At 28.5% G+C, this 23,312-nt stretch carries 16 protein-coding genes; 5 read left to right on the top strand and 11 right to left on the bottom strand.

Annotated features, from left to right (window positions below; all coding sequences use genetic code 11):
- The first annotated feature begins 2 nt into the window (after positions 1 to 2).
- Positions 3 to 2,831: an NTP/NDP exchange transporter gene (locus BTO18_RS01835; protein ID WP_105014586.1), complete on the top strand. Its 2,829-nt coding sequence runs from the start codon at positions 3 to 5 to the stop codon at positions 2,829 to 2,831.
- Here the strand turns inward: BTO18_RS01835 and BTO18_RS01840 are convergent.
- The gene (locus BTO18_RS01840; protein WP_105014587.1) at positions 2,828 to 4,141 is read right to left on the bottom strand and encodes a serine hydrolase; all 1,314 of its coding nucleotides are present in this window, start codon (positions 4,139 to 4,141) and stop codon (positions 2,828 to 2,830) included. The genes BTO18_RS01835 and BTO18_RS01840 overlap by 4 nt on opposite strands.
- Before the next feature lie 2 nt (positions 4,142 to 4,143).
- Positions 4,144 to 7,053 (bottom strand): PEP/pyruvate-binding domain-containing protein, encoded by a 2,910-nt coding sequence (locus tag BTO18_RS01845; RefSeq protein WP_170063220.1) that lies wholly within the window; start codon positions 7,051 to 7,053, stop codon positions 4,144 to 4,146.
- Positions 7,054 to 7,309: 256 nt separating this feature from the next.
- On the opposite strand from BTO18_RS01845, the gene BTO18_RS01850 reads away from it, so the two are divergent.
- From BTO18_RS01850 to BTO18_RS01865, 4 genes are all read left to right on the top strand, one after another.
- The gene (locus tag BTO18_RS01850; RefSeq protein WP_105014588.1) at positions 7,310 to 8,353 is read left to right on the top strand and encodes an AraC family transcriptional regulator; all 1,044 of its coding nucleotides are present in this window, start codon (positions 7,310 to 7,312) and stop codon (positions 8,351 to 8,353) included.
- Between the two features lie 76 nt (positions 8,354 to 8,429).
- On the top strand, positions 8,430 to 9,185 hold the full coding sequence (locus BTO18_RS01855; protein ID WP_105014589.1) for a type 1 glutamine amidotransferase domain-containing protein: 756 nt from the start codon (positions 8,430 to 8,432) through the stop codon (positions 9,183 to 9,185).
- A 7-nt stretch (positions 9,186 to 9,192) separates the two neighbouring features.
- The gene (locus tag BTO18_RS01860) at positions 9,193 to 9,609 is read left to right on the top strand and encodes a nuclear transport factor 2 family protein (RefSeq protein WP_105014590.1); all 417 of its coding nucleotides are present in this window, start codon (positions 9,193 to 9,195) and stop codon (positions 9,607 to 9,609) included.
- Positions 9,606 to 11,270: a serine hydrolase domain-containing protein gene (locus BTO18_RS01865; RefSeq protein ID WP_105014591.1), complete on the top strand. Its 1,665-nt coding sequence runs from the start codon at positions 9,606 to 9,608 to the stop codon at positions 11,268 to 11,270. The genes BTO18_RS01860 and BTO18_RS01865 overlap by 4 nt, the downstream gene beginning before the upstream one ends.
- Here BTO18_RS01865 and BTO18_RS01870 read toward each other — a convergent pair.
- The 9 genes from BTO18_RS01870 to BTO18_RS01910 all read right to left on the bottom strand — a co-directional run bounded on the left by BTO18_RS01870 (position 11,267) and on the right by BTO18_RS01910 (position 23,084).
- Positions 11,267 to 12,280, bottom strand: coding sequence for a DUF6695 family protein (locus tag BTO18_RS01870; RefSeq protein WP_105014592.1), 1,014 nt, complete (start codon positions 12,278 to 12,280; stop codon positions 11,267 to 11,269). The genes BTO18_RS01865 and BTO18_RS01870 overlap by 4 nt on opposite strands.
- A 6-nt stretch (positions 12,281 to 12,286) precedes the next feature.
- Positions 12,287 to 12,532: a DUF6095 family protein gene (locus BTO18_RS01875; RefSeq protein WP_105014593.1), complete on the bottom strand. Its 246-nt coding sequence runs from the start codon at positions 12,530 to 12,532 to the stop codon at positions 12,287 to 12,289.
- Positions 12,532 to 13,341 (bottom strand): N-acetylmuramic acid 6-phosphate etherase, encoded by an 810-nt coding sequence (murQ, locus tag BTO18_RS01880; RefSeq protein WP_105014594.1) that lies wholly within the window; start codon positions 13,339 to 13,341, stop codon positions 12,532 to 12,534. The genes BTO18_RS01875 and murQ overlap by 1 nt, the downstream gene beginning before the upstream one ends.
- A 54-nt stretch (positions 13,342 to 13,395) precedes the next feature.
- Positions 13,396 to 14,226 carry a DUF4249 family protein gene (locus BTO18_RS01885; protein WP_105014595.1) on the bottom strand — a complete coding sequence of 277 codons (831 nt, stop codon included), beginning with the start codon at positions 14,224 to 14,226 and terminating at the stop codon, positions 13,396 to 13,398.
- 4 nt (positions 14,227 to 14,230) lie between these two features.
- Positions 14,231 to 16,609, bottom strand: coding sequence for a TonB-dependent receptor (locus BTO18_RS01890; protein WP_105014596.1), 2,379 nt, complete (start codon positions 16,607 to 16,609; stop codon positions 14,231 to 14,233).
- Positions 16,610 to 16,685: 76 nt separating this feature from the next.
- A complete protein-coding gene (locus BTO18_RS01895; protein ID WP_105014597.1) occupies positions 16,686 to 18,143 on the bottom strand; it encodes a TolC family protein in 1,458 nt (485 codons plus the stop codon).
- Positions 18,144 to 18,146: 3 nt separating this feature from the next.
- Entirely contained in the window at positions 18,147 to 19,517 is a 1,371-nt protein-coding gene (locus BTO18_RS01900) for an ABC transporter permease (protein WP_105014598.1), read from the bottom strand.
- Between the two features lie 7 nt (positions 19,518 to 19,524).
- Positions 19,525 to 20,772, bottom strand: coding sequence for an efflux RND transporter periplasmic adaptor subunit (locus tag BTO18_RS01905; protein ID WP_105014599.1), 1,248 nt, complete (start codon positions 20,770 to 20,772; stop codon positions 19,525 to 19,527).
- Positions 20,773 to 20,873: 101 nt separating this feature from the next.
- Positions 20,874 to 23,084: an NADP-dependent isocitrate dehydrogenase gene (locus tag BTO18_RS01910; protein ID WP_105014600.1), complete on the bottom strand. Its 2,211-nt coding sequence runs from the start codon at positions 23,082 to 23,084 to the stop codon at positions 20,874 to 20,876.
- Positions 23,085 to 23,312 lie beyond the last annotated feature (228 nt).

A 23,312-nucleotide genomic window follows, 5' to 3' on the forward strand; every position in this document is an offset into this window, starting at 1 on the left:
AATTGAGAAAGTTAATACATAAAACTTTAGGATTAAGAGATGGAGAAATCTTCATCTCTTTTTTTATGCAGTTATATATCTTTATTATAATTACAGTTTTATTAATTGTAAAGCCGTCTGTAAATGCTTTATTTGTTTCTAAACTAGGAGCAGATAAATTACCTTATGGTTATTTATTGGTTGCCTTAATAGCTGTTATAACTTCCTATTATTACAGTAAAGCTATACGTAAATTCTCTTTAGTAAAAGTCACTGTACTTTCATTAATAGTATTTAGTGCTGTGTTTTTTGTATTAGCAATATTATTAAATTACCATATTTCAAATAAATACATTTTATATTTTTATTACGTATTTGTTTCGCTATTTGCAGTAGTAGCCACATCACAATTTTGGATTTTTGCAAACATGGTTTTCAATGCAAGAGAAGCCAAAAGAATATTTGGCTTTATAGGTGCAGGAGCTATTGCAGGTGGTATTTTTGGAGGATATTTAACCAGTATTATTGCAGGTAGTTTTGGTAAGGAATACGTCATCTTTATAGCATCATTTTTACTACTATTGTGTATCCCAATTTTAAGAAAAGTTTATAAATTAAGAATCCGTTTTTTAAATCGATTTAAAAGAAAACAAGTTATAGCCAATCAAGATAAATTAGAAAGTTCTTCTTTAAAAATGATTTTTAAATCCAAACATTTAAGTTATTTAGCTTTAATCATTGGTATTAGTGTTATTGTTGCAAAATTGGTTGATTTTCAGTTTAGTGATTTTGCTAATAAATCTATACCAGATTCAGATGACTTGGTTGCTTTTTTTGGTTTTTGGTTTTCTACCTTTAATGTAATTGCTTTAGTAATTCAACTTTTTTTAACCAACAAAATTGTTGGTAGATTAGGTGTTTCTTCCACATTATTAATTTTACCCTTAACTATTGGTTTGGGCAGTTTACTATTTTTGACCTTCCCAGAATTATGGGTATTGATAATTATTAAAGGGATTGATGGTAGTTTTAAACAGAGTTTAAACAAATCTGCAATAGAACTTTCTATAATGCCAATTCCTGCACTTATTAAAAACCAGGCAAAATCTTATATTGATGTTGCTGTAGATAGTATAGCAACAGGTTTGGCTGGTTTTATGTTGATATTTTTGATTAAAAAATTAAATTTAGATACTGCCTATATAACTGTAATTGTTATCTTTTTCGTATTTATTTGGATTGTTCTCATCTACAAATTAAGAGAGGCATATTTTGAATCTTTTAAAAAAAATATTCAAAAAACACTCATTTTTGCATCAGAAGATAAAAAAGAAAAGAAAAAAGAGGATAATCTATTAGACCTTAAAAACATATTAGAAAATGGAGATGAGGAAGCTATTTTAAATTTATTTGATCGTTTAAAAGGTTATACTTTAAAAATACTTCAACAGCCTATTATTCAACTTTTAGATCATCCTTCCAATAAAATAAAAGTGGCTGCTCTAGATTATTTAGATGCTTTTGATGATAACTTTATTATTGAAAAAGTAGAAAAATTGGTGTACGTAAAAGATGATATATTGGTTTATGTAGCTTTGGAATATATTTTAGAACATTCTTCAAGAAATGAAAAATCATTTTTTAATCAATATTTAGATCATACAGATAATTATATTGCAAATGGTGCGCTTTTGGCTTTGGCAAAATATAGTCAAAACAATCAAAAGCTAGCTGGGTATTATAATTTAAAGAATCGTTTAGAAACTAAAATAGAACGTTATACCTCTAGTAATTACACTATTAGAAAAGAAATCATTGCAGGTTTATTATTAAGTATTGCCTATTCCAGAATGACAGCGCACTATGGTTTTATTTCAGAACACTTGCATCATCAAAAATCGTATGTTGTCAAATTTGCAACTATTGCTGCAGGGATTACTTCCAATAAACTTTTTATAGATGATTTGTTAGGTCTTTTAACCATAAAAAAACATATAAGAAGAGCTGTTAAAGCATTAAGAAATTATGGTCCAATAATTATTGATATTTTGTTGGAATTAGAGCAGCAAGACAAATTAAACTCAACCATTAAAAAACAGATTCCAAAAATTGTTGCTGAATTTCAAAATGAAAATGCACTAAAAATTTTATCAAGAATTTTAAAAAGTAAAAACACAACAAGTAGGTTAGAGGCTTCTAAATCTTTAAGAAAACTAAAGCTTAAAAATTTAGATTTAACAATTTCTAATAGGGTAAGTAAAAAACGAATTTTGGCAGAATGTGTTTATTACAAGGCTATTTTAGAGATTTTAGGTTCATTACAGCACAGTATCAACAAAGATTTGTTAGATCAAAAAGATGCTCCAAATCAATTAAAATACAAAGCTAGAAAAGATTTAAGTGATGCTTTAGAAAAAGAACTCAATAAATCTTTTATAATTTTATTCAATTTGTTGGGCTTGTTGTATAATGAAGAAGATATTCAAATTGCTTATAAAGCTATAAAAAGTGATATTAAAGAAGCAAAAATAAATGCTTTAGAGCTTTTAGAAAATCTAATAGATACTTCTGTAAAAGGAAGTGTATTACCAATTTTGGAACATGTAATTGTAGATGAAAATCATTTTAGTTCTTCAGTTATAAAATTAACACTCTTATCAGAGATAGAATATTTAGTTAGATTGATGTCTATAAGTGGAAGTAATTTAAGATTTCTGGCAGTAACTTACATAAGTATTGTAAAAGATAGAGCTTTTATACCAGCATTATTACCATTAAAAAAGTATCGTAACAAAAATGTAAAACAACTTGCATACGATACTTATATTCAACTTTTAAAAATTAGAGACTAATTGTCTGATTCGTCTTTGTCATTTATATATTTTTCTTCTTTAATTTCTGGCTTGTTTAAATTTGCTGTTTCGTTTACTACATCATCAATTTTACTAGCCAAATACATATGTGCACCTGCAGAGTTTTTATTTAACACATTACTCATTAAACATGCAATATATTTTATACCATCATCGTGTTCAACTATAATAACAGAATTCATATAATTGAATACATTACCTGCATAACTTGCACAATTTGGATCTTTATTTCTATCACATTTATAGTAACTACCAGATTTAAAATACACAGCAGCATCATCTAATCTTGGCGATTTTGCATAACGAATTCGCCTGTCTGTGATGTATAGCAAACGCTTCATTTCTAAACTCGATTTTTCATCAACAACTTTACCTTGTTCTAGTTTTACCAAAAATTTCATTAATCCTTTTGGAGTTCCAATACTACCACCTTTTCTACCTACATATTTTCCTGGAGGTCTTGTAAATAAGCCACCCAATTTCCATTCATTTTCTTTAATACCTAAATCTCTTAAAGGTTGATTTACAACTGTGTGTGCTAAATTTGTTAAAGAATCTTTTGGAGTTTCTTTAAAGTAGGTTTCTGCTTTTTCTTCATCTAAAAAGAAATATTCTTGACCAAAAGCAGCCATAAGCATTGCTTCTCTGTACATAATACTTGCAGCACCATTGTTACTCACAGAAACCATGTGATCTAACCATTCAAAAAGTGAAAATTCATCACTAGCAATTACCTGTCTTTTGATAAGATTGTCTTTTTCAATATCGTAAATAGGTATAGTATGATGATCTCCTAAACCCCAATACCTACTGCTTACTTTTATATTTTTTAAATACCTCACTCGTTCTTCATAAGAATCTGGACAAAGCTTTGCAAGCTGATCAAAAACGGCTAGAAGAACTGCTATTTTACCAACACTTCCTGGTTGATAGCCTACATTTTCTCTGTGTTCTGCATAACGTAAATTATCAGGATTACTCATATCCATTACTGCTAAAGAATAATTTCCTCCAGGAGTAATTCGCTTTATTTTTCGATCAAAATTTGCATCAGTAATTAACAAATCGTTTACACTGTCTGTTTTTTTACTTAACAAATTTAGTTTGATATCGCTCCATTTTTTATAAGCACCAGCAGGAATTCTGTTGTATTTTACACTATCTTTTTGAAACTGTCGTATTTGATACAATCTTTTGATGCCAGAATATTCATAACCATCAATAGGATATCTCATAAAGCCTAATGAAATTGTAATACAGGCAATTAATACAATGTATGTTTTTTTCATGTTTAAATTTTTTCGGTAATATTTATTTGTTTGTTACTTTCTACTTTTGGAGTAATGGCATTCAAATAATCAGAACTTTTGGCTTGTTTGTTTTCTACAAAAGGTCTTATTTGAAATAGCCAAAGTTTATCATCTTTAAAACCAAATTCTACATCAAATGCCTGATTTTTATCATCTGCTTTTGCACCTATTTTTTTTCTAACAGTTGATGCCAATTCTCTAATATCTTTGATATTATTTTTGTTTAAAATTTCTTTATCAAAAGAAGTATAATATTTTTTTGTACCTCCATAATCTGGTAATCTTATATAATCAGCTTGTCTTGCTGGTGCTAATAAGTAATCGTTATTTTTTGTTATGAGTCTAGTTTCTGCAGATTGCCCATCAACAGCACCACCTGCTCCTCTAGAAAAAGCAACAGTTAAATCTTCATCTGTACCAGCATTAATTCCTTTGGTAATCATCACTCCAGAGTAATCTACATCTACACTTGGTATAATTAAAATTGATGGATATACGTTTTCTGGATTCAATAAGTATTTTTGTCTCCATTTAAAACTACGTTCTGTATATGCAGAAGCCCAAACACGTTTTACTCCTTCCAAAATTTCGTTTTCTTTTTTAATGTTAAAAAGTGTCAAATTTAATCCAGCTCCAGTAAATTCTTTCAAATCTTCCATATTTGTGTCACTTCTTAAAAAAACAGGTACTCTTCCAATATCATCCTTAAAAATAGATTTGAAATTGTCTTTCAAATCAACAATAAAATCTTTATTTAGTTGAATATCTAAAATAGCTGTGTGTAACTTTTTTAGAGATTGTACTAAATAACGCTCTATCATTTCATCAGAAATACCATATTTTTTCTTGTTTTTGGCTTCAATAAAAGTATCGTTTAAATATTGCCAATAAGTTTTGTTTTCATTTGGCATTGGTAAGTTCATGTGTTTTCTAAAAACCCCAAAAGGAATAATTAAACCTTCTACAACTTGGTCTGGAAAAAGATTTTTTAATTCTCCTAAATTTGCAGCTTTTGGGCCACATAATTTTCCAGAATCTGTTGCATTTACCTCACGCATATTTATCACTTTTGTAACATCTAAACGTATATCTTTAATAGGTACTTCAATCATATTTTTGCTACGCTCCTGCTTCTCAAAAAGCTTTTCCTCTTCATCAGTCATATCATCCTCGTCTTTTAAGATTACATTACCTTTGTGAGAAACTGCAAAAAACACTTTTTTACCATCGTATTTTTTTAAATCAGATAAATTTTTACTCGATAAAGCTGCATTTGGTATTCCTAAATTCCTTGCCAATAGTTGAACGTGAGAAACCAAATTTCCTTCAGAAACTGTCATAATTCCTGCAACAGGTTTTAAATCTGAAGGCGGATTTTGAAAAATATAAATATTGGCAGTATTCACATCAATGTCATCAGGATTTCCATCTACTACAACCAAGTTTCCATAAGCATAACCAGGGTTTAAACCTCTTATTGTACTTTGGTTATCTATAGACATTACATCGTTTTTAATGTTAGAAATTTTAGAAACAAAAGCACCTAATTTGCTGATGGTTTCTCCTAAACTTAAAGCAATACTATTACGTACTCTATCATCTATAAAACCATAAGCCAATGGCTCAAATTCGGTATATTTAAGTACGTCTTCATTATAATTGGCTTTAATGAATGAAGCACTCCATTCCACAACACTTCTAGAGGTATTGAGCAATTCGTTTACTTCTTTTACAGTGCTATTGTCATTTTTTACAAACTTGGTAAATTTATTTTCAATTTGGTCATATTCCCAAAATTCTAATAAGCCACTACCTAAAGCTGCACAAGAGAGTGTTTCAATTTTACTAGCAGTTTCTTGTAGGGTTTGTGTTTCCCAATTTTGAGTTTCAATCAGCAAAACATTTTCAAGTTGATTGCTAATATCAAGAAGTTTTAGTCTGTCTTTTGTAGATTTAAAATCTAAAATATTTGTTCTGATGTTGGCTAGAATACTAGCAGCATTTTCAACAATTTTTTTTGGCGATTTATTTTGATTAAAATATTTAGAAAAATTCTTTAATTGTTCTATAACCATATTGTTGCCTTGTAAACTAGCAACTTCTTTGTCTATTTTTTTGAAATCTAAAGGCGCATAAAACTGCTCCATAGTAACAATTAGATTTTGCAGGTTTTTCTTTTCTTTAAGCGTAAGTTCTGCATCCTTTTTATTGATAAAGTTTTTTACTAAAAAAATATCAGTTTCTTGTGGATTTCCATGGATTTTAATTCTAATGTCCATAAAACTCGGAATTTCTTCTGCCAAAGTTTTAGATTCACTTCGCATCAATTGCCCCAAATTTGTATCTCCATTATGAGGAATATCCTTTAATGCTTGTCTCAATAAGTAATAGTTTTGCTTTAAAAAAGTTTCATTTTTTAATATGGTTTCAAAAAAATCTTTTCCCCAAGCTTCTTCATCTTCAGATTGTACAGCACCTCTATAATATTGTCCTTTTCTTAATACCCAACCATCATCAATACTTTTTAAATAATTATTAATTTGATATTGTTTTAAGCGACTATAATTGTTCAATTCGTCTAAAAACTCATTTGTTTTTGTGTTGGCTAAAATTTCTCCGAAAAACAAGTGATTCGTTTTACGCAATTCTAATGCAGATGTTTTGAAACTTGCATGTTGAATGCCTCCACCAATATCATCTGGACAAGGATCTTTAGAATCTCTAATACTTCCATCTTTACAAAACCATTTTATTCTGTAATAGGGACCTCTAATATCGTCTTTATAAAGATTTACAAGTTGTTTTACTTCTGCTGGAGATTTTTTTTGACTATTGATTTCTGAAATGAAAATTATAGAGAAAAGAATTAATATAAATATAGATTTTTGCATATTTTAAATGTTGGTTCTTACAAAACTATGAGATTAATTTCTATTTTGAAACTCTAAAAAGCTATGGAGTTCACATAAATTTGGATTGGGTTAAAACTTTTTTGCTTTTTGATAAAATTTAGAGAAAAATAATCGAAAAAGGGGTTATTAGTACAGCTGTGCCTTCAGTTATAAAATGAGCAAAAATGAAGCATCCTTAAAAATTATGAATATTTTAAGTTTTGTTCTTCTATATTTGTTTCAAACTTTATTTTAGGTGGAAATCAGCAGAGAACTTTTATTTTTTTTTAGTGCATTAGGTGCTTTTAACGGAATTGTTTTAAGTCTGTATTTTCTCTTTTTTGCAAAACCAAAACATATTTCTAGTAAATTTTTAGGAGCATTTTTATTGATGATGAGCATTAGAACTGGTAAATCTGTGTTTTTTTATTTTAACCCTGATTTATCTCTTCATTTTTTACAGTTTGGTTTAACTGCCTGTTTTTTTATTGGTCCTTTTTTATATTTCTACATAAAATCCATGACCCAACCTCAAAGTAGCATCACTAAAGAATGGAAATATCATTTCATAAGTTTAGTACTTATAGCATTAATTACGGGTTTTATTTACCCTTTTAAAACAAATGTAGATTTATGGCGACCTTATTTTATAAGAACCATTTATTATACTTGGTTAGTCTATTCTTTGTTGGCTGGTTTTCAATTAATGCCAATTTTAAGAAAAGGTTTTAAAAATACTTCTAAACTATCAAGTATAGAGATTTGGTTAATAAGCATTTATTTTGGCAATTTGACTGTATGGTTTGCTTATAACTATTCTAGATTTACAAGTTACATAGTTGGTGCATTAACCTTTACATTTCTTTTTTATTTAGTGATATTATTTCTTTTCTTCAACAAGCAAAAACGTTCAGTTATATTTAATAAGAATACTAAATATGGTGATAAAAAGATTGATGATAAAATTGCTTTACAATTAATTGATAAGCTTAAAATATTAATGCTTGAAGAAAAAATATATGCTAATGCAAATTTAAAATCATCACAAGTAGCCAAAAAAATAAGTATAACTACACATCAATTTTCTCAATTGTTGAATGATAATTTAAAGAAGAATTTTGCTCTTTTTATTAATGAATACAGAATTGAAGCAGCAAAAGAACTGTTACTTAAAAATGACAACTTTACTTTAGAAGCTGTAGCTTATGAATGTGGATTCAATTCAAAATCAACATTTTATAACTATTTTAAAAAGATTGAAGGAAAAACACCTGCACAGTATAGAAGTTCTAATTTATAAATTAAAACTTCGATTTTACAATTCAAAACTTCTTTTTAGATTTTAAAAATCATATTTGTTAAAACAATTTTTAACGATGAGATTTTTATTTTTATGTTTTTGTTTTTTTGTACTAACTAGTTGTAATCAGCAAAGTGAAAAAGTTGATATAATTAAAGAAGGTAAAGTACTTTTTGTAGTTTCAAATCAACATACTTATGGAAATACCAATATCAATGCAGCAAATCATTTTGGAGAAATCGTGTTTGCTTATGATGTTTTTATCAAAAATAAATTTGAAGTAGATTTTGTAAGTCCAAATGGAGGAGCAATTCCTATAGGTTATTTAAGTACTTCAGATAGTATTCAAAAAAAATACATTTATGATGCGCAATTGATGGATAAATTAAAAACCACAAAAGCTCCAAATCAGATTCAACCTAAAAACTACAAAGCGATTTATTATGTTGGTGGAGGAGCTGCCATGTTTGGAGTTCCAGAAAATATAGCAATTCAAAAAATTGCATCAGATATTTATAAGAACAATGGAATTTTATCAGCAGTTTGTCATGGAACTGCAGGAATTGTCAATATCAAAAATGCAAACGGAAAATTTATTTATCAAGGAAAAAACGTAAATGGTTTTCCTGATAAATTCGAAAATAAAAAAGCAAAATATTATGAAACATTTCCTTTTTCTATTGAAGAGATTATCAAAGAAAGAGGAGGGAAGTTCAGTTATTCAGAAAATGGATGGGATAATTATTTTAAAGTAGATGGAAGAATCATTACAGGTCAAGACCCAACAGCTGCAGCTGCTGTAGCAAAAGAAATTGTAAAACAAATTCAATAAATAAAGTATGAGAAAAATAATAATTTTAGCAATCGTTTTAATGAGTGTATCTGTAAATGCACAATCAGAATTTACAGCAATTAATAGAGTACTATATGATTATATAGAAGGCACAGCAAACGGAGAACCAGAAAGACTTAAGAATGCATTTGATGAAAACTTCAATCTCTATTTTGTTGCAAATGACACGTTAAGAACTTGGTCTGGAAAACAATATGTATCTGGTGTAAAAAAAGGTAGAAAAAGTAACAGAATTGGTAAGGTACTTTCTATAGATTTTGAAGGTAATGCAGCAGTTGCCAAAATTGAAATTCTAATGCCAGCTAGAAAAAGAATTTATACAGATTATTTGATGTTGCTAAAAATAAAAGATCAATGGAAAATTATTCACAAGTCATTTACATTTAAAAACTATCCAGAATGAGACAATTGTTAATTTTATTTTTATCGATTTCTATATCAGCATTCTCTCAAAACAAACTTCTAGAAAAAAAGTTTGATAGTGTTTTGTCTGACTATAAAAGTGATGATAAACCAGGGATTGTTGCTGGAGTAATTGAGAATGGAAAACTATTGTATTTAAAAGGTTTTGGAGTTGAAAATATTGAAACAAAACAATTAATTACACCACAAACAAAATTTCAAGTAGATCATCTTGCAAAACAATTTACAGTTTTGTCTATATTATTGTTAGAAGAAGAAGGTAAATTATCCTTTGAGGATGATATTAGAAAATACTTACCCAATTTACCTAAATATCAGCATATTATAAAAGTAAAACATCTGTTAAACCATACAAGTGGGTTACATTGTTTAATTCCACTTAAAGAGCTTTTAAATATTAGACAAAATGATGTGTTTACGCAACAAGATGCTGTTAAAATTATAAGTGCTCAACAAAAATTAAACTTTAAACCTGGCACAGAATTTTCTTATCATACTTCAGATACAGAAGTTATTTTGATGGTAGAAATAGTAAAATCCATATCAAATACCTCTTTTGAAGAATTTACTAAAAAGCGTGTTTTTGAGCCTTTAGAAATGAATAATACTAGTTTTAATTCTTCAAGAAAGATGCTAAATAATTTAGCTAAATCATATACAATTAGAGAAAAAACTACTTTTAATCCAGTAAATGATTTAACATTGGGAGTTAGTAATTTATACACTACAGCAGAAGATTTTGCAAAATGGTTTCAAATGTTTTATGCTGATAAAACACTATCAAGTTTAGTTAAAAAGTTAGATGCTTATGTTACACTTGATTCAGGTAAAGAATATAATTCTACTTGGGGAAAATTAGCATTGGGTAGGTATTTTGATCATCCAGAAAGAGGTTTGCCAAAAATGTCTTGGCAGTATGGTTTAATTGGGGGTTATGGAGCTAATTTTTTCAGGTATCAATCTCATAATTTGGTCACTTTTGTTTTTGGAAATAACAATAGATACAATGGAATGCCAGCTGGTAATTTAGGCAATGTATTAATGGAAAAAGAATATACAGAGCCAATAGAAATTGATTACTCTAAAATAGCTTTTAAACAACTTTCTGCTAAACAACTTAAAAAACATGAAGGAATATATTGGGATAAAACCAATAGTTTGGTAAGAGAAATTTATTTGAAAAACGATACATTACGCTGCAAACTATTGTCAAATAATAGAGAAACATCTTTATTGGCTTTAGGTGAAAACAAATTTCAGTTTTACTTAAGAGGAGATACAGAAATAATTTTAACGTTTAAAGACAACAGTTTAGAGTTTTCATCTTTAAATAGTGATGTTAGCAATTATGATAAAATTAATTTGATTGATGAATCAGAAGTAAAAAAATCAGAGTATGTTGGAACTTATTATAATAAAGAATTTGATGTGATTTTACATTTTGGAGTAAAAGAAAACTTACTATCACTTTCTAATTTTAAGACGAATCCAATTAAGTTTTTTCCAATTGTAAAAGATGCTTTTAGGAGTAACACTTATATATATTCTGGAGTTCAGTTTACAAGAAAAGACAATTTAGTTGAAGGATTCAATATCAATACTGATGGAGTTAAAAACCTGTATTTTGAGAAGTTAATTTAACCTTGAAATCGTTTAAAAATATATTTTTCCTTATTTTGAATAATATGCATCTCTGTAAAGTTAGAGGGATGCATAAATTCAAAATTTTCGTTGATATTGAATGAAGTATTATCAACAATAAATTCACGCTCATATTCCTTATTACCAAGAACATCATACCTTGCAATAAGGAATTTTTGATTGCTGATTTGCTTTTCAACACTAAACCAAGCACCACTTCCAATTCCTCCCAGCCAAGTTCCATTTTCTAATTCAAATTTATCAGTATCAGCAAGTTCAGTACCAATTAAATTTGGTTCCGTATCAAATTTATTGAAAAAAGAAGCTTTGTATTCTTTTAAAATTGATCTATTTTTATAAGATGTAATTTCTTGACTATCAATTTTATAAATCACTTTCGAAGTCGTAGCTTTAATGACATTACCAATAGGGCTTGGTGTAAAAAGATTGGAGTTTTTAAGATGTAATTTTATTTTATTATTTGATGTTGATGCTATAATTGTATCTGTTACAAAACGTGCACAATTAGTCCCTTTTTTTATAAATGCACCATAAGGCAATTCTTTTTTGTCAATTAAATTATTGATGAATTTTAGAGCTTTATTATAATCAATTTGCTCATTAATGCCAGCAATTAGTCTTCCTGATCCATGAGTTTTTTCTGGATGATTTTCTATCCAAAGTAAAATTTCTTTAAGATTTGTAAGTTTATTATTTTCAAACTTTGCTGTTAAAGGAATTAACAATTCTGGATCAGTTTCAGCAGATCTAACTCTACCATTTCCATGTGTGGTAATATATCTTCCAAAATCAAAATAATTAATTTTTGGAGCATTTTTTTTAATCAATAATAATGCTGCATGTCCTGCTTGCACTGCGTGTTTGCTACCAATACCAATTTTTGGCCAAATTTTACTAGAAAATTCTCTGTAAGCAGGTCTTACTACTGTATCAGGATAAGATAAAATGACAATGATACCGTCATTTTTTTTATTTTGTTTGCTACTCAAGGATTATTAATCTTTATTAAAAATTGCTTTTTGAATAACTCCAAAGGTTTTAAAAGCAAAATACACTGTAAAGATTAAAAGTAAACAACCTATACCTATAAAAGCATATGCAAAGTATATTTTTGGAGCTTCAGTAAATTTATCTAGTGCTTTAAAACTCATTGTTATTATAATAGGAGATGCTATAAACAAGAGAATTAAAATTCCTAAACGAAATAATCCTTTTCTTAATAAATCTGTATCTGTACTCATTATTTATAGTTTTGTATTGCATTTCTCACACTACCAAATTCTTCTAGCATTTTGCTTGCTTTTTTTAAGTCGATATTAAGTTCTTGTGCTAACATTTTTTCTCCTCTTTCTACTAATTTGTTGTTAGAAAGCTGCATATCAACCATTTTATTACCTTTAATTTTTCCTAATTGAATCATAGTAGCTGTAGATAACATATTTAAGACTAACTTTTGAGCAGTCCCAGCTTTCATTCGAGAACTTCCAGTTATAAATTCAGGCCCAACAATTACTTCAATTGGTAATTGTGCAGTATTAGAAAGTGGACTGTTTTTATTACAAGAAATACAACCAGTAATAATATTTTTTTCATTACATTTTTCTAAAGCAGCAATTACATAAGGTGTTGTGCCAGAAGCTGCAATACCAATAACTATGTCTTTATCAGAAATATTGTTTTCTTGTAAATCTAACCAACCTTGTTCTTTTGAATCTTCAGCAAATTCTACTGCTTTTCTTATGGCTGTGTCTCCACCAGCAATTAAACCCACAACTAATTCATGAGGAACACCAAAAGTTGGTGGGCATTCAGAGGCATCTACAATACCTAATCTACCAGAAGTACCTGCACCAATGTAAAAAAGTCTTCCACCTTTTTTTAGTTTTTCAACAATTTTTTGGGTTAATTTTTCAATTTGTGGTAATGCTTTTTCAACAGCAAAAGGAACAGTTTTATCTTCATTATTAATATTAATTAATAATTCAGAAATAGACATATTTTCTAGATGGTTGTACTTTGAATCTTGTTCTGTAGTTTTTGTAAAGGTCATTATTCAAAAATACAGTATTTATGATATTTTTAAATAAAATTGATAAAAACTTATCTAATTTTTATCCTCTAAAAAAATAGTAAATGTATCGGTTTCTGATATGTGAAAGTATCCTAAAGGGAAATTAGCTTCATTTGTAGTGTTAATCATATTACCTAAAAGAGATGATGGTACAGTTTCAAAAGGACCACCAGCATTTTGACCACTTTGGTCTATTAAAACTCTAAAATAGGTGAAGTATTCTTTGGTAATACCAGACATTTTAATTTTTACAGCAGTTGGTACTTTAAGATCTTCTTCGTCATAAAAATATGAGAAATTGTAGTCTGCACCATTAAAAAATCGATCTTCAATTGCTAGAAATATATTGTTTGTCAAATCAAAAAGGTAATAGTTATCTACTGAAATATCATCTTTAAAGGCAATTTCTAATTCAGTTTCGTTACCCGAAAATAATGTTTTGTCTCCTTGGGTAACAGACGTAAAAGGCGTTGATTTTATTTTAGTAGCTGTGCCTTTATAGGTTTCATTATCATAAATTACAGTTAATTCATAATCAGTATTATCAGCAGGAATAAAAGCGTTTACAGGTTCGTAATCTCCATCTGCATTGTTATCAGTAAAATTAATAACATTGTTATTTGTTTTATCTGTTAAAAATACTGTTGCATTAATAACTGTTGGTATCGTTTCTTCAAAATAATCTGCTGATAATCTTAATTTTACAACTGTATTTGCTGTAATAGGATTTTCATCAAAATGAACTTCAAAAGAGGCATCTATGATTAATTTTGGTGGAATTGAAGGTACATCAATCTCTACGACTTTTTCACAACTTGAGAAAAAGAAAAATAATAAAACTGGTAAAAATAGTATCTTTTTCATTTTCTTAAAACTTAAAATTATAGGTTACTGAAGGTACAATTCCAAAGATTGAAGTTTGTATCGCTTCGTTTCTCAACGTTTCTCTATTCTGACTAAAATTAATGGATGCTGCATTTTGCCTGCCATATAAATTATAAATACCAAATACCCATTCTCCCTGCCATTTTCTGTTTTTATTTTTCTCTGGAGTTAATGTTGCAGAAATATCAAGTCTGTGATATGCAGGTAATCTATCAGCATTTCTTCTATTATCATCAAAAATCGGTACGTTAAGCCCTTGAATTTCATATTGACCTACAGGATAATTTGTAGGTTGCCCAGTTTGAAATAAAAAGTTGGCGTTAAATTTCCATTTTTTAGATAATTCATAGCTAGTATTTATAGATAAATCATGTGTTTTATCAAAAGGAGTATTATACCATCTTCCTTGATTTATGCCAGGTTCATTGGGTGTTCTGCCTAATGTTTGTTGTTCTGATCTTGATAGTGTGTAAGCAATCCATCCTTTAAAATCTCCTTCATTTTTTTTGAATAAAACTTCTAAACCATAAGCTCTTGCTTGCCCATTTAAAATTACAGTTTCAATTTCGTTATTAGCTATAAGGTTTGCACCATTTATATAATCGATTCTATTTTGAATATCTTTATAAAAAACTTCTGTTTCTAGAGAATAATCTCCACCTTTAATAGATTTAAAATACCCAGCAGCAAATTGATCTAAAAGTTGTGGTTTAATATACCTACCACTTGGTGTCCAAACATCTAGTGGAGTAGGAGAGGCAGTATTAGAAAGTAAGTGTAAATATTGAGCCATTCTATTATAGCTCAATTTAATTGAAGCATCATCGCTTAATAAGTAAGACATAGAAACTCTAGGTTCAAAATTATTAAAACTTGCAAGTACATCGCTTCTACTAAAATTTTCAGTTCCTACAGGTTCTGCTTCTTCGTACTTTTTAAATTGTTGGTTGTAAATTACAGGTTGATTGTTAGCATAGATATTTAACTCATCTTGACCTAGCCTTGTAAAATTACTAAAACGTACACCATATTGTAAGGTCAACTTATCACTCAATTTATGTTCTGCTTCAATATAAGCAGCAAATTCATTTGCATATTTGTCAATTAATTTTTCGGGTTGAATTCCTGAATCATCTCTATTTGGAATGATCTCACCAGGATTAAATTTTATATAAATATTGTTGATTCCATAACTCAATTTCAATTTTTCGTTGAGATAATGTTTAAAGTCGTATTTTAAGTTAAAGTTTGTAATTCCAGAATCCCATTCAAAACCTACAAAGTCTAATGTTAATCCATAGAAATAATCTGAATAAATTAATGATAAATTAGAGAAAAGTTTATCAGAGAAAAGGTGATTCCAGCGTAAATTAACAACTGTATTTCCATAGGTATTTACAAAACTATCACTAATACCAAATATATCTTTTCCAAAATAGGTAGATAAGAATAGGTTATTTTTTTCATTGAATCTGTAATTGACTTTACTGTTTAAATCATAAAAATATGCAGTATTTTCATTATCAAACAAGGGTAAAAATAAATGAGCATAAGAAGAACGCCCAGCAACAACAAAAGAACTTTTTTCTTTTTCTATTGGACCTTCAACTAATAATCTCGAGGATACTAAACCAATACCACCAATTACTTTAAATTCTTTACTATTTCCTTCTTTTTGATAGATATCTAATACTGAAGAAAGGCGACCTCCAAAACGTGCAGGAATACCACCTTTATATAGTTTTACATCTTTTATTACATCAGGATTAAACACCGAGAAAAAACCAAAAACATGTGATGAATTAAAAACAATAGATTCATCTAACAATATTAAATTTTGATCAGCTGCACCTCCTCTAACATTAAAACCAGATGCTCCTTCACCTGCACTTGTAACACCAGGTAAAAGTATCAGAGATTTAATAATATCTGCTTCACCCAAAACAACAGGAATCTGTTTTATGGTTGCAGCAGATAGTTTATTCACACTCATTTGCGGAGTTCTAACATTCAACTTTTCAATATCAGTTTCAATAATTATTTCATCTAAACTTTCTGCTTCTTCTTTAAGCTTAAAGTTTTTAGTTGTTTTTTTAGTAAGATTCACTGTTTCTACAATACTAGTAAAACCTAAATAACTAACTTGAATTTTATAGTTACCTTTTGGTATTGTTATAGAGTAAAAACCATATTCGTTAGTGGTTGTACCAGAATTTAATTCAGGAAAATAAATAGAGACTCCAATTAAAGTTTCATTACTTGCATCATCGTAAACAGAGCCACTTAAAGTAACTTTTTCTTGTCCGAATGCAATTGATGTTATGAATAAGAGTATAAATAGTAATTTTTTTGATTGAAGCATTTTTTTGTTTAATTATTTTAAAAATTACATGAACAAAAGTACAATTATAAAGTGATAAGAAAACGTTAAAAAGTTATTAATCGTAGATGATATCTTTAACTTCTATCTTTTTATTTTCTATAAAATCATATAAGGTGAGTCTTCTTAAAGTATAATAATCAGTCCAGAATTTTTCTAGAGAATTTAAATATTGTAGAACAGACCTGTCTTGTTCTTGAAGTGCTATATTTAAATCAGTAATATTAATCTTACCAAGTACAAATCTCTTTTTAGCAATTATATATCTTTTTAAAGCAATTTCTTGAGCTTTTTTAGCAGTTTTTAAAAAATTTCTCTGATTTTGCCAGTTTAGTACATGCAAATATATTTCTTGTTCAAATTCTTGTTCTTCAATTTCTATATTGGTGTTTACTAAATCTTTATTTGCTTCAACTAGTTTTCTTCTAGATTTAGAAACTCCCCAATCTAAAATAGGTATTCCAATAGAAAGAGTTACACTTTGTTGTTGATTAAAATCTTGAAATAAATCATTGAATACAGTGCCTTGTTGTGAGATTCCAAAATTAGCTCTTAAACTCATTTGTAATCTATTATTCCCCTTAACTTCAGCTACATCTTGTTCAGCTTGTAGTCTTCTTCTTCTAAACTCAATAACAGCTTTTCTGTTAGATTTTGCCTCTTTAAGAGCTTTATCAACACTTACTGTAAAAGAAGTAAGTTCTTTAGGCACCGATAATAGTATGTTTTCGGTATCAAGAACTAAATATCTTGATAAGTTTTGAGAAGATCTTTTAAAGTTTATTTGATTTGTTATTACGTCATTTTCAGAATTTAATACAGAAAGTTCAATTTGCAGTAAATCATTTTCTGCAATTTTACCCATTTTAAATCTTCCTTTTGAAATTTGAAATAATGTATCTTGATTCGAAAAATTAGATTTAGCAATTCTTGTTTGCACTTGAGATTTTAATAACGCAAAATATCTCCTTGCAGTATTTAAAGAAATTTGCTCCATACGTTCTATAAACTCTCTTTTTGCTTCTTCATAAATTAGTGGTTCAATCTTCTTTTGCCATTTAAAAGGGTTATAAAAAAGTGAATTTTGAAAATAATTTATAGAAAAAGGTATTACAGCAAAATTTGTCGCTACAAAAGGTTCAGATAAATCTACTCTTTCAAATTGAGAACTTACAGATATTGTTCCTCCAGTTAAGGGTACGTTTTGATTTAATGATAATGTTCCGTCAAATCTAGTCTGATTTGTTCTTCTAAAGCCATCAGAACCATCATCAAGTGTAATTCTATTCACAGAATTTCTATATTGAGGTATAGTTGCGTCTAATCTTAACTGGGGAAGCAATCCAGCTTTAAAGTTTCTAAACCGCCAATAACTTGCTTGATTTTGATTTAATAGAGCTTTATAATCAGGAGAGTTTTTTTGAGCAATAGATATTGCTTCTTCTAATGTAATTTGTTTTTGACTAAATGCACTTAAGCAAAGTACAGAACAAATAATTGTAATAATTTTTTTCATAGTTTATTCGTGTCTTATGGCTTCAATAGGACTTTTATTTGCAGCCGATCTTGCAGGTGCAATTCCAAAAATTAAACCTATTAGTGTGGCTACAAAGAAAGAGAGAAGAATAGAACTTAAAGATAAAATGGTTTCTATACCAGTGGTAATTTCAAGAATGTAGGAGGCAAAAACTCCGAGTAAAATACCAATAATACCACCACCAATACTTACTAAAACAGATTCTGTTAGAAACTGAAGAATTACATCTTCTTGAGTAGCACCAATTGCTCTAATAATACCAATTTCTTTAGTTCTTTCTAAAACTGATGCTAACATAATATTCATAATACCAATTCCACCAATTAAAAGAGAAATACCTGCAATTATGCTTAATACAATATTAAAGATTTGCTTTGTTTTTTGTTGCTGTTTTAATAATTGAATGGGGATTGAAATTTCGAAATCTAATACATCATTATGTCTTCTTTTTAGCATTCTGCTTAAAACATCTGCTGTAGCATTTAATTCGGATGAATTTTCTACTTGAACAACTAACTTATCAATTTGATGATAATTACCTCTAGGAATTCTCTTTTTTGGTCCTTGTTGATTTCCACCAAAAAATATAACTCCTCCACTTGTATCTATTGGTTTGTCACTTATAATTTTTCGATCCTTATAACGTACTAAAAAAGTTTTAATAGGGATATAGATGTCTAAATTCATATCTCTTATTCCTAGATTTTCTTGAGCATTATCAGAGATAAATTTTTCTTCAATTACACCAATTACCTGTAGCCAAACATCTTTAACTTTTATCTGCTTACCAATTGCACTTTCACCAGTAAATAGTTTTTTTTCTATTTTTTCACCAATAATACATACAGGTAAAGCATTGTTAACTTGTGCTTTAGAGAAATTTTTGCCACTTTCTATAAATATATTTGATGTTGCAAAATAATCAGGAGATATACCAATTAGTTTAACTGGGTTCTGTCTTCCTTTTTTTATTACATAAGTTTCTAGAATTATTTCTGGGCTAACCGTTTTTACAGAGGGTAGATTTTTAGCAATGCTATTTACATCTAACATGTCTAAACCTTTAGAAAATCGTTTAGATTCGCTTGCCCCATCTTCATCTTCTTCTTGATTTGGATCATCTTTTTCATCAGGAATAGGAGTAACAACTATATTATTAACTCCAACTAATTCAAGTTGTGCTAATATTTCTTTTTCAGCACCATTACCAATGGCTAGCATCGTTATTACTGCTGCAACACCAAAAATAATACCTAAAGAAGTAAGCAAGGTTCTTACTTTATTGGTAAGTATAACACGTACAGCTTCGCTAAAATTAGACTTTAGCTTTTCAATATATATTTTATCAAACATAAAAAGGCTAATTAAGCTTTGCTATTTGTGAAGATTCATAGCCTTCTGGTTTATTTAAATAAACTACATCATTTTCGTTTAAACCTTGGGTAATTATTACAGCATCATTATTAGAATCACCAATTTTTACTTGTTTTTTTGTTATTGAAAAACCAGATTTCTTATACACATAAGTAATAGAATCTTTAGAGAAAATAGCTTCTAAAGGAATACTTAAAACATCTTTTTTCTCAAAAGTTAATATTTTGTTTGATGTTGTCATCCCTGGTCTAATATTATCATTAGATTCGTTCAATTTTATCATCACTTGAAAAACCTTAATATCTGAACCTCTTTTTTTCTCTCCAACATTTGCAACATTAGTTACTATACCTTCAAGAACTACATCAGGAAAAGCATCAAAACCAACTTTAACAGGTAAATCTTTTTTAATTTTTCTAATATCAACTTCGTTTGCATACGTTTTAGATTCCATTTTTGTTAAATCTGGTAAACGAGCAATTGTTGGGTTCCATGGACTAATAGATGAACCTACTTTCTTTTTAGAACCATCCCAATTTTTATCATAAGTAATCATTCCACTTCCATCAGAATAAATTGTAAATGATTTTAAAAGTTCTAATAAATCATTTAGTTTCTTTCTTATTTTAGAAACTTCAGTGCCAACTTCTACCATTTTAGCATTCGCCTGTCTCTTTTTTATCTTGTAGTTTTCTTTCTTTTCTCTTAAATCTCTCTCTAATTTTTCAAGATTAATTTCTAGTTTTTTAACGGTAGCAGGTGGTTCGTAAGTAGATTGTTTTAACTCTAATTTGGTTTCTTCCATACTAAAAGTTAAATCTTTTATCGTATTTCTTTCTTGTTTTAAAGAAAGAGTAGTGTCTAATTGTTGTTGTGTATATTTAGATTCTGCAGTTTCTAAATTTAAACGGGCATCTATAATCTGTTCATTAACACCTGTAGGGTCTAATCTACCCACATAATCACCAACTTTTACAATGGTACCTTCAGAAACTAGATCTTGAATTTTAATATCTCTTAACTTAAATTTTCTTAAGTTTCTAGGTCCGTTTATCTTCTTTAAACTGGTAGATTGTGCTTCACCAGAAGTAATTACTTCACTTATAAAATCTCCTTTTTTTACTTTAGAAGTTAAGTATATTTCATCATCTGAAGACGCTGAAAAGTAATTGTAAATGAAATAGATAGCTATTAAAGCTATTACAGATATAATAGCAATTCTTTTTTTATTCATCTTTTATATAGTTGAGTTAAGCTTCCCAAATCTAAATAAAAAAAGAGTGCTTTAAAGCACTCTTTTTGTTAATGTTTTATCAAAATTAATTACCAATTATGTTAATTTAACAGTGAATTTAATGTAGTATTTGGTCTCATAGCATTGTTAGCTTTTATCGAATTTGGATTATAATAGCCACCAATATCTTGAGGAATTCCTTGAATTTTATTTAATTCAGAAATAATTGAATTTTCATTTTCTTTTAAATTAGTATAAATTTTTGAAAACTCATTTTTTAAATCGCTGTCTTTGTTTTGATTTGTAAGAGCTTCTGCCCAATACAAAGCCAAATAAAAATGACTACCTCTATTATCTAATTCTCCAACTTTTCTTGATGGTGATTTTTTATTATCTAAAAATTTATCAGTAGCATCATCTAATGTTTCTGATAAAATTAATGCTTTAGAATTATTGTTGGTAGTACCTAAATGTTCTAAAGAGACAGCTAATGCTAAAAATTCTCCTAAAGAATCCCAACGTAAATGGTTTTCTTCTAAAAATTGTTGAACGTGTTTTGGAGCAGAACCACCTGCACCTGTCTCAAATAAACCACCACCATTCATTAAAGGTACAATTGATAGCATTTTAGCAGAAGTACCAACTTCTAAAATTGGGAACAAATCTGTAAGATAATCACGCAATACATTCCCAGAAACAGAGATTGTATCTTTTCCTTTTACAATTCTTTCTAAAGTGAATTCTGTTGCTTTTATTGGTGATAATATTCTAATATCTAATCCAGCAGTATCATGATTAAGTAAGTATGTATTTACTTTTTTAATAATTTCTGCATCGTGAGCTCTATTTTCATCTAACCAAAAAACTGTAGGAGTTTCTGAAGCTCTGGCTCTTGTAACTGCTAATTTTACCCAGTCTTGAACTGGTAAATCTTTAGTTTGGCACATTCTCCAAATATCACCTTCTTCTACATTATGCTCAATTAATAAAGTTCCATTTGCATCTACAACTTGTACTTTACCATCTGTTGCAATTTCAAAAGTTTTGTCATGAGAACCATATTCTTCAGCTTTTTGAGCCATTAAACCCACATTTGGTACAGTACCCATTGTTGTAGGATCAAAAGCACCATTTTTTTTACAAAAATCTATAGTTGCAGTATAAATACCTGCATAAGAGCTATCAGGAATTACAGCTTTTGTGTCTTGTAATTTACCTTCCTTATTCCACATTTGCCCAGAAGTTCTAATCATTGCTGGCATAGATGCATCAATAATAACATCAGAAGGAACATGTAAATTGGTAATTCCTTTATCAGAATTTACCATTGCTATATCAGCATTTTTTGTAAATATAGCATCGATATCAGCTAAAATCTCTGCTTTTTTTTCAGCAGAAACTTCATCTAAATTACTTAACAAATTTCCAAATCCGTTATTTACATCAACTCCAATTTCTTTAAAGGTTGTGGCATGTTTATTAAATAGTTCTTTAAAATAAGTTTTTACAGCATGACCAAAAATGATTGGGTCTGAAACTTTCATCATTGTTGCTTTCATGTGTAAAGAAAGTAACACACCACTTTCTTTGGCATCTTTAAATTCTTTATCTAAAAAAGCGAGTAAAGCTTTTTTACTCATTACAGTAGCATCAATAATTTCTCCATCTAACAAAGAAACAGTTTCTTTTAAAGTGGTTTTTGTACCATTATTTGTTACATGTTGAATGCTAACATTTGTAGCATTTTCTATTGTTACAGATTTTTCATTGTGTGCAAAATCACCTTCTGTCATTGTTGCTACATGTGTTTTAGAGTCTGAACTCCAAGAACCCATAGAATGTGGGTTTTTACGTGCGTAATTTTTAATGGCTTTTGGTGCTCTTCTGTCAGAATTACCTTCACGTAAAACAGGATTTACAGCAGAACCTTTTACTTTATTATACAAGGCTAAAACTTTTTTATCTTCTGCAGTTTCTACTTCTTCAGGGTAGTTAGGTAAAGCGTAACCTAGTGTCTGTAATTCTTTTATTGCTGCTCTCAATTGTGGAACAGATGCACTAATATTTGGTAATTTTATAATATTAGCTTCTGGTTTTTTCGCTAAATCCCCTAGAACTGCTAAAGCATCTTCAACTTTTTGATCTTCGGTTAAATATTCTGAAAAATTAGCTAAAATTCTAGCAGCTAATGAGATATCTTTTGTTTCTATTTCAATTCCTGAAGATTTTGTAAATGCTTTTACAATTGGTAAGAAAGAACGAGTTGCTAAAGCAGGAGCTTCATCAGTTTTAGTATATATAATTTTAGCCATTAATTTATAATTTTAAAGAACAAGAATATTTTTGTTTAAAATCGATTGAAAATTACTCAAAAAAAGAGCGGAGCAAATTTAAGTATATAAGATGAAATTTTTGTTGTCTTTTATTTATTAATTGTATGTTTTTTATGAGAATTCAACAAAAGATGTGGAGGTTTATTACATAAAAAAAATAAAAGCCATATCTTATAATTGCTTATAATGATATGGCTTCTTTAGAAA

The sequence above is a fragment of the Polaribacter porphyrae genome, assembly GCF_002954685.1.
GTDB classification, from domain to species: domain Bacteria; phylum Bacteroidota; class Bacteroidia; order Flavobacteriales; family Flavobacteriaceae; genus Polaribacter; species Polaribacter porphyrae.

Bases quoted from the DNA above. Each gene is read 5' to 3' on its own strand.
- BTO18_RS01840 (WP_105014587.1), bottom strand. From the start codon at position 4,141: ATGAAAAAAACATACATTGTATTAATTGCCTGTATTACAATTTCATTA.
- BTO18_RS01845 (WP_170063220.1), bottom strand. From the start codon at position 7,053: ATGCAAAAATCTATATTTATATTAATTCTTTTCTCTATAATTTTCATT.
- BTO18_RS01855 (WP_105014589.1), top strand. From the start codon at position 8,430: ATGAGATTTTTATTTTTATGTTTTTGTTTTTTTGTACTAACTAGTTGT.
- BTO18_RS01860 (WP_105014590.1), top strand. From the start codon at position 9,193: ATGAGAAAAATAATAATTTTAGCAATCGTTTTAATGAGTGTATCTGTA.
- BTO18_RS01865 (WP_105014591.1), top strand. From the start codon at position 9,606: ATGAGACAATTGTTAATTTTATTTTTATCGATTTCTATATCAGCATTC.
- BTO18_RS01875 (WP_105014593.1), bottom strand. From the start codon at position 12,532: ATGAGTACAGATACAGATTTATTAAGAAAAGGATTATTTCGTTTAGGA.
- murQ (WP_105014594.1), bottom strand. From the start codon at position 13,341: ATGACCTTTACAAAAACTACAGAACAAGATTCAAAGTACAACCATCTA.
- BTO18_RS01885 (WP_105014595.1), bottom strand. From the start codon at position 14,226: ATGAAAAAGATACTATTTTTACCAGTTTTATTATTTTTCTTTTTCTCA.
- BTO18_RS01890 (WP_105014596.1), bottom strand. From the start codon at position 16,609: ATGCTTCAATCAAAAAAATTACTATTTATACTCTTATTCATAACATCA.
- BTO18_RS01895 (WP_105014597.1), bottom strand. From the start codon at position 18,143: ATGAAAAAAATTATTACAATTATTTGTTCTGTACTTTGCTTAAGTGCA.
- BTO18_RS01900 (WP_105014598.1), bottom strand. From the start codon at position 19,517: ATGTTTGATAAAATATATATTGAAAAGCTAAAGTCTAATTTTAGCGAA.
- BTO18_RS01905 (WP_105014599.1), bottom strand. From the start codon at position 20,772: ATGAATAAAAAAAGAATTGCTATTATATCTGTAATAGCTTTAATAGCT.
- BTO18_RS01910 (WP_105014600.1), bottom strand. From the start codon at position 23,084: ATGGCTAAAATTATATATACTAAAACTGATGAAGCTCCTGCTTTAGCA.